The organism is Geobacter sp. AOG1, from assembly GCF_019972315.1.
Lineage (GTDB): Bacteria > Desulfobacterota > Desulfuromonadia > Geobacterales > Geobacteraceae > Geomobilimonas.
Genome location: NZ_BLIZ01000001.1, coordinates 2,101,417 through 2,116,693, shown reverse-complemented (window position 1 = coordinate 2,116,693; position 15,277 = coordinate 2,101,417). Strand labels below are relative to the sequence as shown.

Genomic DNA, 15,277 nt, shown 5'->3' with positions numbered 1-15,277 from the left:
CTATTAAACCGTAGCACATTAACCACACGGACAGGAGCACACTTCATGGAGACGACCCCCCATTCCAGCGGCGAGCGCCATATCGAAAAAATCATGGAAGAACTTGATCCGGCGTCGGAACGCTATCAGGTCCTCGACACGGCAAAGCGGTTCAAGTCCTCGTGGGTGGAACTGGGGGACAAGCTGCTCAGGGTGAGCGGCAGCACCATGTACCGGGAATGGGGCTACCAGAGCTTCGAGGAGTACTGCGTACAGGAAATCCGGATCAGAAAACAGACCGCAGAGAAGCTGACCCTGGCCTACCGTTTCATGGAACGGCATGAGCCGGCACTCTTGGCCCGCCGGGATGAACCACGCCCGCTCCCCGATTTCCGGACCGTCGATCTCCTGCGTCAGGCACGCGAGGAAAAGGGATTTTCCGACGAGGAATACGCCACGTTGCGGAAAAGCGCGGTGGAAGAGGAACGAAGCCACCCGACCGTACTGAAACGCTTCAAGGAGGTGACGACCGGCCGGACGGGAGTCCCGGTGGACCCGGCAACACCGCTCAAGGCAAGCCTGGCGGCCGCCCACCGCCTCGATACGTCGTTGCGCGGGGTAGCCAACCTGCCGGGAGGGTACGGGGAGCAGCTCGCGGGACTCATCGGTTACCTGGAAGGGGAACTGGAAAAGGTCGTCACACCACCCGAATCATGAACTCCGGACAGGCAGCCCCGCAGTAACCACAGAGGATGCAGGCTTCCTCGTCAACCCTGGCAACCCCGTCCACCACGCTGAGGGCGTTGCTGGCACAGGCTTCGACGCAGAACCCGCACCCTTTGCAGAACTTCTCCATGATCCGCAGCCTGCGCCGTCGACTTTCCAGCTTCTGCCAGACCGCCTCGTCGGCCGTACCGTCCCGGAACAGCTCCAGGTTGGCATCGATCTCCGCAGTGGAGAGCATGCCGATCGCCACCCCGTGAATCCCTTCCAGCCCCAGCACGTAACGGATGCTGTCGCGCGCCTCGCTGATCAGGTTCCCCCCCGCCAGGGCCTTCATTGCATAGACACCCTTGCCGGCCCCTGCACACGCCGAGATGGCCGCCCCCATTTCCGCCGCACTGCCGTCGAGGATACCCATTCCCGTACGATTGATGAGAGGGTGGACCACCTCGATCTCCGGATGAGCCACCGCTTTACGGAAGGCCGCAATGTAGTGGGAGGAGATGCCGACATGGCCGATCTTCCCTTCTCCCTTCATGCGCAGAAGTTCCGCCAGGACATCGGCCCGTTCCGTGAAAGGATCCGCAATCCTTGCCCCGTGAAGGTGGACGATATCGAGCCGCTCACGCCCCAATTCCCGGAGAGCCCGCTCCACATGGGCACGGGCGGTCGGGGCATCGGCCGCGTGGGTTTTGGTGACCACGACGACGTCCCCCCGGAACCCTTCCAGCCCGGCACGTACGTGGGAGTAGGTCTCGTACAGCTCGGCCGTGTCGATCATGGTCACCCCCCGCTCAAGGGCGTGGCGAATCAGGAGTCCCCCCTCTTCAGGGCTAAGACCGGCCTGCAGCGGGCCGAGGGGGAGGGTACCGTAGACCAGCGGGTTGATTGTTAGTCCGGTTGAGCCAAGTGCTACCTTATCCATTTACATCTCCTTGTCCGTTCGCGAATAATACCAATTCCACATCAAGGCGCTATCTGCGTTGGCTCGTCTTCGGCTCCTCAACGTACTGTCTGTACGCCTGCGTCGCCTCAATCCTCGCCGCCTTGATTTCATCCTTGATCTGAAATTGGTATAACAACTCAGATACTCCTGACATCCAGCACCTTTTCCACCTCCGGTGCGGCGAATCCGGCGAACTTGGCCAGCAGTTCTGACGGGGTTGCCGCCACAAGCAAGCCAGCACGGTGACGCTCCCTGACAAACTGCTCCGCATGGGCATGGTCGAGAAACGCCACGAGCCGGTCATAATAGCCGCCAACATTGAGCAGTCCGCACGGCTTGGCATGCATGCCGAGCTGCGCCCAGGTAAGGACCTCGAAGAACTCCTCAAGGGTGCCGAGCCCGCCGGGAAGGGCAATGAATCCGTCGGACAGATCGGCCATGAGCGCCTTGCGCTCGTGCATGGAACCAACGCGGTGAAGGGTAGTCAAACCCGGATGGGGGGTCTCCTTGGTCTCCAGCACCCTCGGCAATACGCCGTGGACCTCCCCTCCTTCCCCAAGAACAGCGTCCGCAACGACTCCCATCAATCCGCCGCTTGCTCCGCCGTAGACCAGTCCCAAACCCATGGCAACCAGGAGGCACCCCATTTCCCGCGCCGCACGGGCATACTCGGGGGAGGCTCCCCGACTGGAGCCGCAAAACACACAGATTCTTCGCATAAGGCCTCTCCCGCCATGGAATAGGGTCTATCCGTCACTATCCAGTCTAGGGTATGACGGGGTGAAAATCAAGGATGCACCGCATAGGCTACATGACCGGCATAAAAAAAGGGACCGTTTCCGGTCCCTTTCCGACGGCCTCTGTGCCGTCCGTTCGGTTGCCTGCTACTGCTTAGTGCTTCTCGATCGCCGAGGCTTTGGTGGGACCGTTCATCCGTATCGCCGCGGCAAATTCCATCCAGAAGACCAGGTAGATGGAGACCATGAGCGACAGGCCGATATTCTGATTCTCGGGCCCAAGAGCCTTGGCCAGGATCGGGGAGGCAAATCCCGCACCGAGGGTGCCGGTGGCACGCTCCAGGAGATAGAATATTGGCAACGTGAGAAGGGTGCCGACCACCATGATGGCAATGCCGCGCCCCCGCTTCACCCAGTATTTGGGGGAGAAACCGAACATCCGCATGAAGATGACGACCCAGATGATCCAGACCGAGTAATCGACGGCGGCGTCGGGAAGGGCCAGCTTGCTCTTCACGAGCACCAGTTCGAGAACGGTCACGGCACCCAGCAGGGTGAACATCCAGGAAAACTTTTCGTTGGCCTGGGTCTGCCATTTGCGGCTGTCGGGTGCAGCGCTCTCCTGTGCCGAGTGGGAATGGGTCCCAAGGGCGGAGAAGAGGATAGCGAACCAGATGCCGGCATTGTGGAAGAGGAGCGAGGCATGATTGCCGGCCACGTTGGCGATGCGGGCCATCGGGTCGCGGGCGAAGTCGGCGGCAATCCGCATTAGAAAGAGGTTGACGATGATGGAGCAGGTCATGATGACCGCTATGGTGAAGATGCGCCGGGGGAGCAGATAGGGATCGACCCGGTCAGGGAAGCCAAGAATAAAGGCGAACCAGATCAGATACATGATGAGCGGAATGCCGAAGCAGATGCCGTACACGGAGTCGCCGGCAAAATCACCCGCCTGGGAATAGATAACGTATTTCTCCTTGCTGGCCGGGTCCAAATTGGCAGCCTTGACCACATCCTTGGGCATCTTCTTGACGTGGGGAAGGATCCCCATGGCGTACCAGCCGTGATCCCCCTGGGTGGTGTCAACAACCCAGTACTGGTCCCCCATCATCTCGTCCAACCCCTGGAATATCCGCATGGAGAAGGTGGCACAGAGCGTAACCACCACAAGCAACAGGATCGCGTTGGAAATTTTCATTGGCATAGGAGTATCCTCCGTTATTGTCTGACATCAGCAGGAACGTCGATTTTTCGTTCTGGCAAGGCACCCAAGAAATCGTGCGGAGGCGTACTGGAAGTACGCCGCACAAGGGATTCCGAAGGGTAACGCCGCCAGAGCGGAAAAGCGGCGTTACCGTTTAGTTCTTGTGGGTGGTCCAGAACATAGACACCGCATTCGCCGCAAACAGGCCGTAGAGCCACATGGTGTTCCAGGCCGGGCCCGACCAGTGACTGCCACGCCCGCCGCCGACCACGCCGGAAGCCACGATGATGCCGATCATTGCGGTGAATGCCACCATCGCCACGGCACGCAGGATGGCACTGTTACGCCAAGTGTGCCGTTCCAGCTCCTCTATCCGTTCAAGCAGTTCAAGCTCTTTTTCGCTCATCTCTCTTCTCCTTTGCGATGGAAATAAGTACGAAAGCCGTTGCTGCCGTCAAGGCGAACGTCACGAGGACCACGTTAAGATGCAGAGTAATGTTGTACAGCATAAAGCCTCCCTGTTAACACTTGATCAGATCCAAAGCCTCGGAGGGGAACCGGTCGGCCAGTTCCTGGTATTTGAGGCATTCCTTGTGGCGGCAACTGCAGTACCTGATAATCATGTTCACATCGTAAGGTGATATGTATCCACAGCCAACATCGCAGTAATCATCGCTCTTGCCATAGAAGGGGCACACTATCGCTGCCTTCATACCTACCTCATGGCTGTCGTCCAGCCCGTTTGAAAGTTCGCCGGGTTTGGCCGGAACCGCCTCCCAACGGTTCCGGCTGCCCCCATTTACGAAGGAGTAACTGTCTTGGTAAGAGCAACCTGCATACCAATGTTTCACAAACCACCCTAATTTATTTTATTCTCTAATGATTTAAGCATGTTGCATGGCCCACGGAATGGCAGCGACAACAGGACAGAGCACGACCGTTTTTGCAGGGATGCAAAATCGGCACACTCCTCCGGCCGGTGGAAAACCGCAACAGTACGACAGGAACCGATATCGGCTTTGTTTTGTTAGTAATTACAAACCGTTAGGATATATCGACCATCATGACGGGGTGGGATTTGCAGCACTGCAAAGGGAACGGCGATGATTTGCAGATGTGCAAATAAAGGAAGAGACGACGCCTTTGCCGGTGCAGAACTAGGAGTAGTCCTCTTTCCGGATGGTATATTTCTTTATCTTGCGGTAGATAGTTGCCATGTTTGTCCCTGCATCACGGGCCGCCGCCTCGATATTCCCTTGATGCTTCCGCAGGAGCCCTTTCAGGTAGTCGGTTTCGAATCTGGCCAGGGCGAGAACGTAGTCTCCCTCTTCTCCGGCCGTTTCGCCAACGTCCTCTGTAACGGGAAGGTCGATGAACTGGGCGATGATCGGCTGGCTGAGGTAATCGCCGCTTTCCAGCGCCATGGATGCCTCGACGACGTTTTTCAGCTGGCGGATGTTACCGGGCCAGTCAAACTGGATAAACGCCTCCAGCGCGTCCGGGGCGATGCCGCGGACCTGGGTACCGAACTTCTTGTTCTGCAGAGTTATGAAATGGGCCGCCAGGAGCGGTATGTCCGCCCGCCGCTCCCGTAGCGGCGGGAGATGGATATTGACCACGTTGAGCCGGTAGTAGAGGTCCTCCCGGAAGGCGCCGCTTTTCACCGCGTTCTTCAGCTCCGAGTTGGTGGCGGACAGGATACGCACGTCCACCCGCGTAGGGGTGGTATCACCGAGGCGGTGGAACTCCTGCTCCTGGAGAAAGCGGAGCAGGGTCTTTTGCACGTTCATGGGGAGGTTTCCCACTTCATCGAGAAAGAGAGTCCCGCCGTCGGCCGCCTCCAGAAGTCCCTGGCGATTCTCCTTGGCGCCGGTAAAGGCCCCTTTCTTGTAGCCGAACAGCTCCGATTCCAGGAGCGATTCGGGGAGCGCCCCGCAGTTGATGGCAATGAACTTTTTCTCTTTCCGGAGCGAGTTGTAGTGGATTGCCTGGGCGATCAGTTCCTTGCCGGTTCCCGATTCGCCGGTGATGAGCACGGAGGTGTCGCGGATGGCGATCTTTTCCACCTTGGTCAGAATCTCTTTGAGCCCCTCCGACGCGCCGATGATGTTGTCGAAGCGGAACTTCCCCACCAGCTCCTCCCGCAGTTCCCGGTTCTCCTCCAGGAGCTGGGTATGCTTGAGGGCGTTCTTGATCCGGTAGAGAAGCTCCTCCGGCTCGAACGGCTTGGTCAGCATGTCGTACGCCCCCCGGCGGAGGGCCTGGATCGACATCTCCACCGTGGCGTAGGCGGTTATCATGATGACCGGAATGCCGGGCTCCTTCTGCTTCAACTTCTGCAGCACCTCCAGACCGTCCATCCCCGGCATCTTGATGTCGGACACCACCAGGTCCCAGTCGCCGGGCTTGAACGCTTCCACCGCTTCGAAGGAGCGGGTGAAGGCCTTGACCGCGTAACCGTTGTCCAGAAGCACCGCCTCCATCATCCGGCAGAGGGCCTCTTCGTTGTCGATGAGCATGATGCGTTTTTTGTCGGGCACGTTGTAAACCTCGTGAAAAGTAAAAAGGTAAAAAAGTAAAAATTATCTGGTGAAAAAATCGATCGCTTTCCTGATGAGGTGGAAGAGATCGGGATCTCCCATCCTCAGGACGCTTCCGTAGTCGTCGAAAGAGGAATCGTCACCCTGATAATTCCCGCCGGGGATGGGTTGGGCGAGCCTGTCGCGCCGCTCCCGTTCCTGCTCCGCCTCGTTTTTTTTGCGCTGCTCCTGCCGTTCCTGATCCAGCAGTTTCCCCCCCGCCTTCATCCATTCGAACAGATGCCGCAGTTCGCCGCCGTCGAGCCAGACGCCGTGCTCCTTGCAGCGATCGACGATAACGCCGCTCTTTGTCCCGAAATTGATACGGTTCATGATAGTGGCACAGACCGGGCACTTGACGTAGGAAACGCCGTAGTCATTGGGCCTCAGCGCGGTGTTGATGGTGTCCAGCCGGCTCCGGTCAATGGCGAACACATTGGCAACCGTAGCCTCCAGGAGCGCTTCCAGTTCCCCCGGATCGAAAAAAAGCCCCAGGCACTCATCGCACCGTTCGATCAGAAACCTGCCATCCAGTTTCAGGTCGATGGTCTGCAGCGGGATGGCGCACCGCGGACATACGCGGGTGGAATCGACCTCGTGGGTCGTATAGTAGTTTATCCCTTTGAGGTCGATGTCATTCCGGCTTCCGCAATAATCGCAGCGGATCGAATTTGGCGGCAGGGGTGCCGAACAGTTGGAGCAGTTTGCCACGGTACCTCCGGGGTGATAATCGTAGGGGCGGGCTTTGCGTCCGCCCCCTAGGCACCCGCAAGAGGTGCCCCTGCAGCAGGGTTTGAATCATTTCGGCAGCGGTGGCGGTGTCGTCCGGAACAGCGATGCAAACTCGCCGAACTGCGCAGCCGTTTGCCATTCCGCCATCCCCTCTTTCCACATCAGGGTCTCCTTCGTTATGGCCCCCTTGGTTATGTAACCGAGGATCGCCGTTTTATCGAAGGGGCCGGCCTGTTTACCGTTTTTCCCCACGTAATATGTCTCTGAATGGGGGAGGGGTGGCGGCTGCGGCACTCCCTGCGATGCCTCCTGGGGGGTGGTCAGTGCCTTTCCCAACTGGTTGGCCATGGCGAACCCCATACCCATCCCCACCCCGGCCGAGGCATCGCCACCCGGATTTTTCGCCGCCGCCTCCATGGCATTCGCACTCTGGAACTTCACATAGTTGTCCAGATTCCCCACAATCCCCATGCTGCTTTTTTTGTCCAGCGCCTCTTCGACCTCCCGGGGGAGGGATATGTTCTCCACCAGTAGTTTTGTTACTTCCAGGCCGTACTCAAGAAACTCGGGGGCTATTTTTTGGGTAAGGGAGGAGGAAAGCTCATCGTACCTGGCGGACAGGTCAAGCAGGGGGATTTTGCTCTCACCGAGCATATCCGAGAACCGGGTGACCACCAGGTTTCTTAGCTGATCGGCAACGTCATTGAGGGTGAAATGCCCCCCCGTGCCGACGATCTCCCTGATGAACTTCGCCGGGTCGCTCACCCGTACCACATAGGTCCCGAACGATCGCAGCCGCACCGGCCCGAACTCCGGGTCGCGCAGCATGACGGGATTGCTCGTCCCCCACTTGAGATTCGTGAAGTTCCGGGTGTTGACGAAGTAGACTTCGGCCTTGAAGGGGCTCTGAAACCCGTACTGCCACCCCATGAGGGTAGTGAGGATCGGGAGGTTTTTGGTCGTCAGCTGGTGCTGCCCCGGTGGGAACACATCGGCAATTTCCCCCTGGTTCACGAAAACGGCGGCCTGTGACTGCCGCACGATCAGCTGTGCGCCATGCTTGATCTCGTTTTCGAACCGTGGGAACCTCCAGACCATGGTGTCGCTTGAATCGTCGGTCCATTCGATGATGTCGATCAGTTCCGCTTTGGCTTTTTCCCATAGGGTCATGGCTTGCTCCTGTCACGATTTGTTGGACCTCAGTAATTGGCAATTCCCACTATCACGCTAAATCCATCTTTTCATCCCGAGCAGTTACATATCTGCAATTTAGCTTGCATCCATTATCCTTATTGAATATCTGCAAAGGTACGGTAACCGCAGGAGAAATATCCGCAATCGACTTGTCTCCTCTTGAACTCCGCGTTTCCAGTTACAGCACCTCCCGCTCCACCGGCAACCTCACCGTGACCGTCGTCCCCTCCCCCACCACGCTGGCAATGACGATCTTCCCTTGGTGCTGTTCGACGATCTGCTTGGTGATGGCGAGGCCGAGGCCGGTCCCCTTGACCTTGGTGGTGAAGAACGGCTCGAAGATCTTTTCCAGGTTCTCCGGCGCGATACCGGCGCCGTTGTCGGCAAAGCGAATGACGATGTACCCATCGCTGTCGAGGGAGGTGCCCACCACCAATTTGCCCCCTTTCTCCATGGCGGAGCCGGCATTGAGAATCAGGTTGATCGCCACCTGCCGCATCTGATCGCCATCCGCCTGGATATGGGGGAGGTTCGGGGCGAACTCTTTTATCACGGTCACGTGGTACATGTCCGTGTGGTTGGCGGCGAAATCGACAATCTGATCCAGGAGGTCGTTGATGTCCGTATCCTCCAGGGTCGGCTTGGGGGTACGGGCATAGGAGAGGAGGTCCTGGACGATCTTCTTGCACCGCTTGCTCTCTCGCTTGATCTCGTGGATGTAATGGTAGTTGGGGTCGCTCTCGTCCAGCCGCCCTTCCAGGTAGCTGGCGTAGCCGAGAATCACGCCGAGGGGGTTATTGATCTCGTGGGCCACGCCGGAGGAAAGGACGCCGAGGGATGCCATTTTCCCCTGCTGAGCCAGGTTCGACTCCATATCCTTGTTCCGCTTGATAATCTGGGTCATCCGGTTGAAGGCGGCGGCCAGCTCTCCCAGTTCATCGGTTGAATCCACCTCCATCCGCTCGTCGAGCCGCCCTTTCTTCACCTTGCGGATTACCTCCATCATGTGGCCGATCGGCTCGGTGATGATCTTAGAGGCGAGGTAGACCAGGCCGACGGCGATGATGCAGACAAAGATGGTGAGAACGATCATGCTCTCGGTGATCCGCCCCTTGATCTCGTTCGCCTCTTTGTAGAATTCGTCCTCGTAGGAGCCGACCGCCACGATCCAGTCCCACGGCTTGAAGTACTCGTAGCGGACGATCTTCATCCGGGGGGTACGGTCGCCGACGTTCTTCCAGGGATAACGAATCCAGCCGTTCTTGTTCTGGCACATCTCCTTGATGAAGGGTAGCCCGTTGAAATCCTTGGCGGTGTAGAAGTTCTTCCCTTCCCCGTCCGGATGAATGGTGAAGTTCCCCTTGCTGTCCATGCAGAAGATGTAACCTGTCTGTCCCACCTTCTTGGTTTTGATCTTATCCTTCAACTCCTCGAAGGAGCGGCGTTCGAATGCCTCATCCTCGTAGGTTTCCTCAAGATATCCGCCTGTCGCAACGATCCAGTCCCACTCCTTGAAATAACGGTAGGCCACTACCTTGTTGCGCGGCCTCTTGTCACCGAGGACCGCGTTGCGCCAGGGGTAGATGATGTAGAGGACCTCTCCCGGCTTGGACTTCAGGGCGTTTTCGCACATTACCCTGATGAAGTAACGGCCGTTCTCGTCCTTCTCGTTATAGACGTTCTCCCCTTCCCGTGCCACATGGACCGTCAGGTCCCCCTTGCTGGTCATGGCGTAGATGTAACCGGTCTCCCCCACGTTCACCTTCTTCAGGGCCTTGTTGGCTTCCATCTTTGCCGTGCGCAGGTCGAGGCGGCCGCTCCGGTACTGGCGGTTCTGCGCCTCAACGACATTGTAGGCCAGGTTGGTGAGGGTAGCCAGTTCCATGTTGAAGCTGCGCTGCTTGTCCTGCTTGTAGACCTGGAATTGCTGGTAGTGGGAATTGAGAAGGTCGATGGTGAAGTCGGCCAGGTGGGCCAGGTCGTCTTTGGAAGTATGGGTGATACCCAGGTAGGCCTGGCGGGTCGAGATATAGCCGATCACCCCCCCCACCAGAAAAATGGGAATGATGATCAGTGGGATAACCACCACCAGGAGTTTCCAGCGGAGCTTCATGTTATCGATGAAACCGAACAGGTACCTGTGCATGGAAGGCCTTTATGCGCGGAATTAATGGATATTATGTAAACGTCGTGGCAAAGTCAAGGAGTATGACCCCGATGCGGTGACGGTCGCTTTAGATTATGATATATTGTTAATCCCTGATGTTTGGGGTAGAATTGAAAAACGGTTTTGACCGCGCCCGATTGCGGGCTCCGGAAAGCCCTTCCACCGCAGGAGAACCCATGTCCCCAAAGGTAATCGGCCATGCCTGAAGCTCCCGCCCTCTCCCTGAAAGCCAAGCTGGCACTGGCGGTTTCCTCCCTGGTGGTCATCCTCCTGACCATCTTTTCCCTGGTCTTTTTCGGTTATTTCAGGACCGAGTTCAAGAAGACCATAGCGAGCCAGCAGGAAACCCTCGTAAAAGGGCTGGCGGAACAGGTGGACGACAAGCTCAGGGCGGCTCAGAAGACGCTCCTCACCATGGTGGACAATTTCCCCCCCACCATCGTCAACTCCCCCGACAAGGTGCAGCAGTTTCTCGACACCCATCTGGGGGCCTTCCCCGTCTTCGATAACGGGGTCTATCTCTTCTCCCCCACCGGTCGTCTGTTGGCCGAATCCCCTTTTCAGCCGGGACATCGCGGACAGGACTACTCCTCCCGCACCTTTTTCAAGGAGACTCTGAAAACCCGCGATCCGGAAATATCCGATCCGTACTACTCCACGCAGGCCCACCATCCCACGGTCATCATGTTCACCGCCCCGATCATCGATGAAAACGACACCATTATCGCCATTCTGGGAGGAAGCCTCGACCTCATGTCCGACAGCTTCTTCGGGGAACTCTCCCGGATCAGGATTGCCCACGACGGTTATCTTTATCTCTACGACACCAAAGGGACTATGATCATGCATCCGAACCAGCTCATGGTCCTTCGCAGAGAGATGCCGGCCGGGTCGAAGAAATTCTTCGACGCCTCTGTCAGGGGATTCGAGGGGACCGGCACCACTGTCACCACGGACGGGTTACGCATGGTGACGAGCGTGAAGCGCCTTACGACGAAGAACTGGATACTGGGCGCCACCTACCCGGAAGCTGAAGCCTACGCCCCCATCGCTAGAGCCCGGCGGTACTGGCTGGCAGCCACCCTCATCGTGGCCTGCTGCGCCATCATCGCCACCTGGCTCTTCGTCAAGCGCCTCACCATTCCCCTCAACCAGTTGAACCGTCACATGCGTGAAATCTCCCGCAGCGGCATGAAAAAACCGCTCCACCTTGATTGCAACGACGAGATTGCCGAACTGGCGGAAACGTTCAACCGGATGATTGCCTCGCTGGGCGAAAAGGAAACCGCCGTCAAAAAGCTCTCCGTCGCGGTGGAGCAAAGTCCGAGCATCGTGGTGATCACCGACGCGACGGGGGTGATCGAGTACGTCAATCCGAAATTCTGCGAGGTAACGGGGTACAGCAGGGAAGAAGCGATGGGGGAGAACCCGCGCATCCTGAAGTCGGGTGAAATGGACCCAGCAACCTACCGTCAGTTGTGGGAACATATTGTGGCAGGTGAGGAATGGCGGGGTGAATTCCACAACAAGCGGAAAGACGGCAGCTGTTACTGGGCAGCCGCATCCATTACCGGCATCCGGAATGAAGCGGGGGAGATCACGCATTTTCTCAGCATGCAGGAGGACATTACTGCCCGGAAGGAAGCCGAGACGAGGCTGATGAACATGGCCATGCTCGACAATCTCACCGGTCTCGCCAACCGCAACCTCCTCCAGGACCGGCTGAACCAGCAGCTGGCCCACGCGGAACGCCACCAGGCAACGATCGGACTTCTGTTCATCGACCTGGATCATTTCAAACAGGTCAACGACACCCTCGGCCACGCCATCGGCGACCAGCTCCTCAAAGCCTTCGCCGACACCTTGGTCGGCTGCGTCCGCAAAAGCGACACGGTGGCCCGACTCGGCGGGGACGAGTTCATCATCATGCTGACCGACATCGCGGGGCCAGATATTCCCAGCGTGATTGCCCGCAAGATAGTCGATGCCCTCCAGTCACCCTTCGATCTTGAGGGTCACCAGGTGGCGGCCCATGCCAGTATCGGTATCGCCATCTACCCCTTCGACGGGCGGGACGACGAGACCCTCCTCAGGAATGCCGACCTGGCCATGTACAACGCCAAGCAGTTCAGCCGCAATACCTACATGTTCTACACCCCCGAAATGCGAACAACCGCAGCCTGTTGCAACGGTTCAGCCACCCCGCCTTCGGCCTAGCTCTACATATTTCAGAAAAGTACGCAGATAGGGCTGGGGCTCTCCTGGAGAAAAGGGTCCCGCAAAAAAGCACCTCAAGGTCTTCTAAGGGAAAGCTTCTGAATCAGCATTGGAGTTGTTCAGAAAGGCAGATGGTGACGCTTGACCCTTTTCGGAGGGAGGGCTCCCGCGCCAATCAATTTCAAGCACTTCTCCCCGTCAGCACCGCCACCATCTCATCGTGGATCAGACCGTTAGAGGCAAGAATCCGGTGGTCGTAGACCGACCAGGCCCCACCCCCGTGATTGGTCACCATACCCCCCGCTTCGGTCACCAGCAGTTGTCCCGCCGCCACATCCCATGGTTTCAGCTTGCACTCCCAGTAACCGTCCAACCGCCCGGCAGCCACATAGGCAAGATCCAGGGCCGCCGCTCCGGCCCTCCGCACCGCCCGCGCCGCCATCTGGAAATTCATGAAATGGGTGAAATTGTTCTCGTTGTCCCGGGTCCGGTCGTAGGGGAAGCCGGTGGCAAGCAGACACTGCCGCAGGGGGGCACGGCGGGAAACCGCGAGCCGTCTGCCGTTGAGAAACGCCCCCTCACCCCTGACCACCGTGAACAACTCGTCCATCATGGGATGACAGATCACGCCAAGCAGCACCTCTCCTTCGACCTCCAGGGCGATGGAAACACCGAACCAGGGGAAGCCGTGGGCGTAGTTGGTAGTACCGTCCAGGGGATCGATGATCCACTTGTGGGACGAGCAGAGGGATGCATAGTCGTTCTCCTCCGCAAGGATATCATGGGCGGGGAACGCCTGCCGTATGGTGCCGACGATCAGCTCCTCGCAGGCCCGGTCCACCTCGGTGACCAGGTCGGTCTCCCCCTTGAAGCCGATGGCAAAGTCGCTCCAGAGCCGCTCCCGCTGAAACTGCCCAGCCGCACGGGCGGCCTGCACGGCGATATCGAGGTGCTGTTTCAGTCCCATTCCACATTCACCTTTCACTATTCACTGCCTCTACCACTTCTGCTTCATTTCGAACTTCAATATCTCCGGCAGATTCCGCAGGAACGTGAAGAGGCTGTGGGGGGACTTCCAGATCATCTTCGCGTACCCCATGTGGATGCGGGTACGATGGAAGAAACGGCGGATGAACTCGTCGTAGAGCTCTTCCAGCCGCTCCTTCGTCATGCCGTGGGGGATGAAGACGAAATTCACGCAGTTCATGGAGGGCCAATCCTCGGTGAACTCCCCCTGCTCGCGGATGGTCCGGTAGATGGGGGCGCCGGGGAACGGGGTAAATTTGGTGACGTTGATCTCGTCCAAGGGGAGGGTCAGGGCGTAGTCGATGGTCCGGCGGATGGCCACTTCGTCCTCACCCGGCAGGCCCACCATGAAGAGCCCCTTCACCCGCATCCCCGACTCCTTCACCATGGAGAGCTTACGGTGCACATCGTCCAGCTCCATGAACTTGCGGTGCTTCTTGAGGACCTCCGGGTCTCCCGACTCGATGCCGAAGTTCACCTGCCAGCACCCCGACTTCTTCAGGAGCGCCACCAGTTCCCGGTCCACATGCTCCAGGCGGGCGATGCAGTTGTAGGTCACCGGCAGCCGGCTGTCCGACAGGAGCCGGCAGAGCTCCTCTACCCTCCCGCGATCGAAGGTGAAGAGGTCGTCGTAGAAAAAGACGTGCCGGATGCCGAAGTCCCGGTGCAGATAGGCCAGGTGCTCGTGGATGTAGCCGGGGGAATTGAAGCGGAACCCCCGGTTGAACACCGACCGGTCGCAGTAACTGCAGTTGTAGGGGCACCCCCGGCTGGAGATGATGCTCGTGTTGGGGGCCTTGGGATAGCTGAAGAGGGGGAGGTTGTAGCGCCGCGGGAAATCGGGGAGTCGATGGTAGGCGGGAAAAGGAATGGTGTCCAGGTCGGCGATGTTCTCCCGAACCGCCGACAGCACACCATTTCCGTCCCGGCGGTAGCCGACGCCGGGAATGGCCTCCACACCTTGGAAGTTGGCGTTGACCAGCTCGTAAAAGGTCCGCTCTCCCTCGCCAATGACCAGGTAGTCGATGGCCGGAAAGCTATCGAGAAGCGAAACCCCGACGGAGCAGGCATGGGCGCCGCCGAATACAATCCTGGTCTGCGGCGCCTCTTCCTTCAGGCGTTCGGCGATCTGGTATCCCTCCAGGAATGACGAAGTGGTGGTGGAAAAGCCGACCACGTCGGGAGCCCGCCGGACGATGGACGCCACCAGTTCCTCCAGGGGCGCGGGGTGAGCGTAACAGTCCAGGAGCTCTATTTCAACCCCCTGTCGCTCAAGAAACGCGGCGATGCTCATCATCCCCAGCGGCGGCATCAGGTTAAAGATGGTGCTGATATCCTTCATGGACCCCATCCAGTTCTTGCCATGGGGGTGAACAAACAGGACCTTCACGGGAACACCTCTTGGAATACAGGTAATGGGTAGGGGTAGAGGTAAGTACACCCCAAAACCTGCTTCATTATTCGGACAGGTCATGCTAAACGGTTTACTCCCTAAAAATCAAGGGGCAAATCCTCTTCACATAACTCCCTCCAGGAAAATACGGGTGAAAGACCGGTGCTCATCAAATTTCCAGATGAAGGGAGCGGGGCTTTCCTGGAGAAAAGAGTCCTGCAAGAAACCACCGAATGAAATTTACAGGGAAGGCGGCGGAGACAACCAGAAAGTTTGCGAGAGAGACGGACGGTGACGCTTGACTCTTTTCGGAAGGAGAGCCCCGTTCCCGCCCGGCATAGCCAGAAACGGGGAGTTATCCAGGAAGACGTTCGGATTCT

General features: G+C 58.2%; 13 protein-coding genes. 2 read left to right on the top strand and 11 right to left on the bottom strand.

The window, feature by feature from the left end; genetic code table 11:
• Nucleotides 1-45 precede the first annotated feature (45 nt).
• Nucleotides 46-696 (top strand): hypothetical protein, encoded by a 651-nt coding sequence (locus tag LDN04_RS09760; protein WP_223909427.1) that lies wholly within the window; start codon nt 46-48, stop codon nt 694-696.
• Here LDN04_RS09760 and LDN04_RS09755 read toward each other — a convergent pair.
• From LDN04_RS09755 to LDN04_RS09715, 9 genes are all read right to left on the bottom strand, one after another.
• Nucleotides 677-1,627: an aldo/keto reductase gene (locus LDN04_RS09755; protein WP_223909424.1), complete on the bottom strand. Its 951-nt coding sequence runs from the start codon at nt 1,625-1,627 to the stop codon at nt 677-679. The two genes, LDN04_RS09760 and LDN04_RS09755, sit on opposite strands and share 20 nt — an antisense overlap.
• A gap of 158 nt (nt 1,628-1,785) precedes the next feature.
• On the bottom strand, nt 1,786-2,367 hold the full coding sequence (locus tag LDN04_RS09750; RefSeq protein WP_223909421.1) for a TIGR00730 family Rossman fold protein: 582 nt from the start codon (nt 2,365-2,367) through the stop codon (nt 1,786-1,788).
• Nucleotides 2,368-2,539: 172 nt separating this feature from the next.
• Nucleotides 2,540-3,589, bottom strand: coding sequence for a hypothetical protein (locus LDN04_RS09745; RefSeq protein WP_223909418.1), 1,050 nt, complete (start codon nt 3,587-3,589; stop codon nt 2,540-2,542).
• Nucleotides 3,590-3,743: 154 nt separating this feature from the next.
• Entirely contained in the window at nt 3,744-3,995 is a 252-nt protein-coding gene (locus LDN04_RS09740) for a hypothetical protein (protein WP_214175556.1), read from the bottom strand.
• A 115-nt stretch (nt 3,996-4,110) separates the two neighbouring features.
• Nucleotides 4,111-4,302: a hypothetical protein gene (locus LDN04_RS09735; RefSeq protein WP_214175557.1), complete on the bottom strand. Its 192-nt coding sequence runs from the start codon at nt 4,300-4,302 to the stop codon at nt 4,111-4,113.
• 444 nt (nt 4,303-4,746) lie between these two features.
• Nucleotides 4,747-6,129: a sigma-54 dependent transcriptional regulator gene (locus LDN04_RS09730; protein WP_223909416.1), complete on the bottom strand. Its 1,383-nt coding sequence runs from the start codon at nt 6,127-6,129 to the stop codon at nt 4,747-4,749.
• A gap of 42 nt (nt 6,130-6,171) precedes the next feature.
• On the bottom strand, nt 6,172-6,879 hold the full coding sequence (locus LDN04_RS09725) for a zf-TFIIB domain-containing protein (protein WP_223909413.1): 708 nt from the start codon (nt 6,877-6,879) through the stop codon (nt 6,172-6,174).
• 87 nt (nt 6,880-6,966) lie between these two features.
• Nucleotides 6,967-8,070, bottom strand: a complete 1,104-nt coding sequence (locus tag LDN04_RS09720; protein WP_223909412.1) for an SPFH domain-containing protein — start codon at nt 8,068-8,070, stop codon at nt 6,967-6,969.
• A 202-nt stretch (nt 8,071-8,272) separates the two neighbouring features.
• The gene (locus LDN04_RS09715) at nt 8,273-10,240 is read right to left on the bottom strand and encodes a cache domain-containing protein (RefSeq protein ID WP_223909410.1); all 1,968 of its coding nucleotides are present in this window, start codon (nt 10,238-10,240) and stop codon (nt 8,273-8,275) included.
• Between the two features lie 219 nt (nt 10,241-10,459).
• Here LDN04_RS09715 and LDN04_RS09710 point away from each other — a divergent pair, with 219 nt between their 5' ends.
• Nucleotides 10,460-12,478: a diguanylate cyclase domain-containing protein gene (locus tag LDN04_RS09710; protein ID WP_223909408.1), complete on the top strand. Its 2,019-nt coding sequence runs from the start codon at nt 10,460-10,462 to the stop codon at nt 12,476-12,478.
• A 181-nt stretch (nt 12,479-12,659) separates the two neighbouring features.
• Here the strand turns inward: LDN04_RS09710 and LDN04_RS09705 are convergent, their stop codons facing one another.
• Together LDN04_RS09705 and LDN04_RS09700 are read right to left on the bottom strand one after the other, a co-directional pair.
• Nucleotides 12,660-13,445 carry an inositol monophosphatase family protein gene (locus LDN04_RS09705; protein WP_223909395.1) on the bottom strand — a complete coding sequence of 262 codons (786 nt, stop codon included), beginning with the start codon at nt 13,443-13,445 and terminating at the stop codon, nt 12,660-12,662.
• A 30-nt stretch (nt 13,446-13,475) separates the two neighbouring features.
• Entirely contained in the window at nt 13,476-14,894 is a 1,419-nt protein-coding gene (locus tag LDN04_RS09700) for a B12-binding domain-containing radical SAM protein (RefSeq protein WP_223909392.1), read from the bottom strand.
• Nucleotides 14,895-15,277: the final 383 nt, after the last annotated feature.

Coding starts and splice junctions, on each gene's coding strand:
- LDN04_RS09710 (WP_223909408.1), top strand. CDS start 10,460: ATGCCTGAAGCTCCCGCCCTCTCCCTGAAAGCCAAGCTGGCACTGGCG.
- LDN04_RS09735 (WP_214175557.1), bottom strand. CDS start 4,302: ATGAAGGCAGCGATAGTGTGCCCCTTCTATGGCAAGAGCGATGATTAC.
- LDN04_RS09760 (WP_223909427.1), top strand. CDS start 46: ATGGAGACGACCCCCCATTCCAGCGGCGAGCGCCATATCGAAAAAATC.
- LDN04_RS09705 (WP_223909395.1), bottom strand. CDS start 13,445: ATGGGACTGAAACAGCACCTCGATATCGCCGTGCAGGCCGCCCGTGCG.
- LDN04_RS09720 (WP_223909412.1), bottom strand. CDS start 8,070: ATGACCCTATGGGAAAAAGCCAAAGCGGAACTGATCGACATCATCGAA.
- LDN04_RS09755 (WP_223909424.1), bottom strand. CDS start 1,627: ATGGATAAGGTAGCACTTGGCTCAACCGGACTAACAATCAACCCGCTG.
- LDN04_RS09750 (WP_223909421.1), bottom strand. CDS start 2,367: ATGCGAAGAATCTGTGTGTTTTGCGGCTCCAGTCGGGGAGCCTCCCCC.
- LDN04_RS09740 (WP_214175556.1), bottom strand. CDS start 3,995: ATGAGCGAAAAAGAGCTTGAACTGCTTGAACGGATAGAGGAGCTGGAA.
- LDN04_RS09715 (WP_223909410.1), bottom strand. CDS start 10,240: ATGCACAGGTACCTGTTCGGTTTCATCGATAACATGAAGCTCCGCTGG.
- LDN04_RS09745 (WP_223909418.1), bottom strand. CDS start 3,589: ATGCCAATGAAAATTTCCAACGCGATCCTGTTGCTTGTGGTGGTTACG.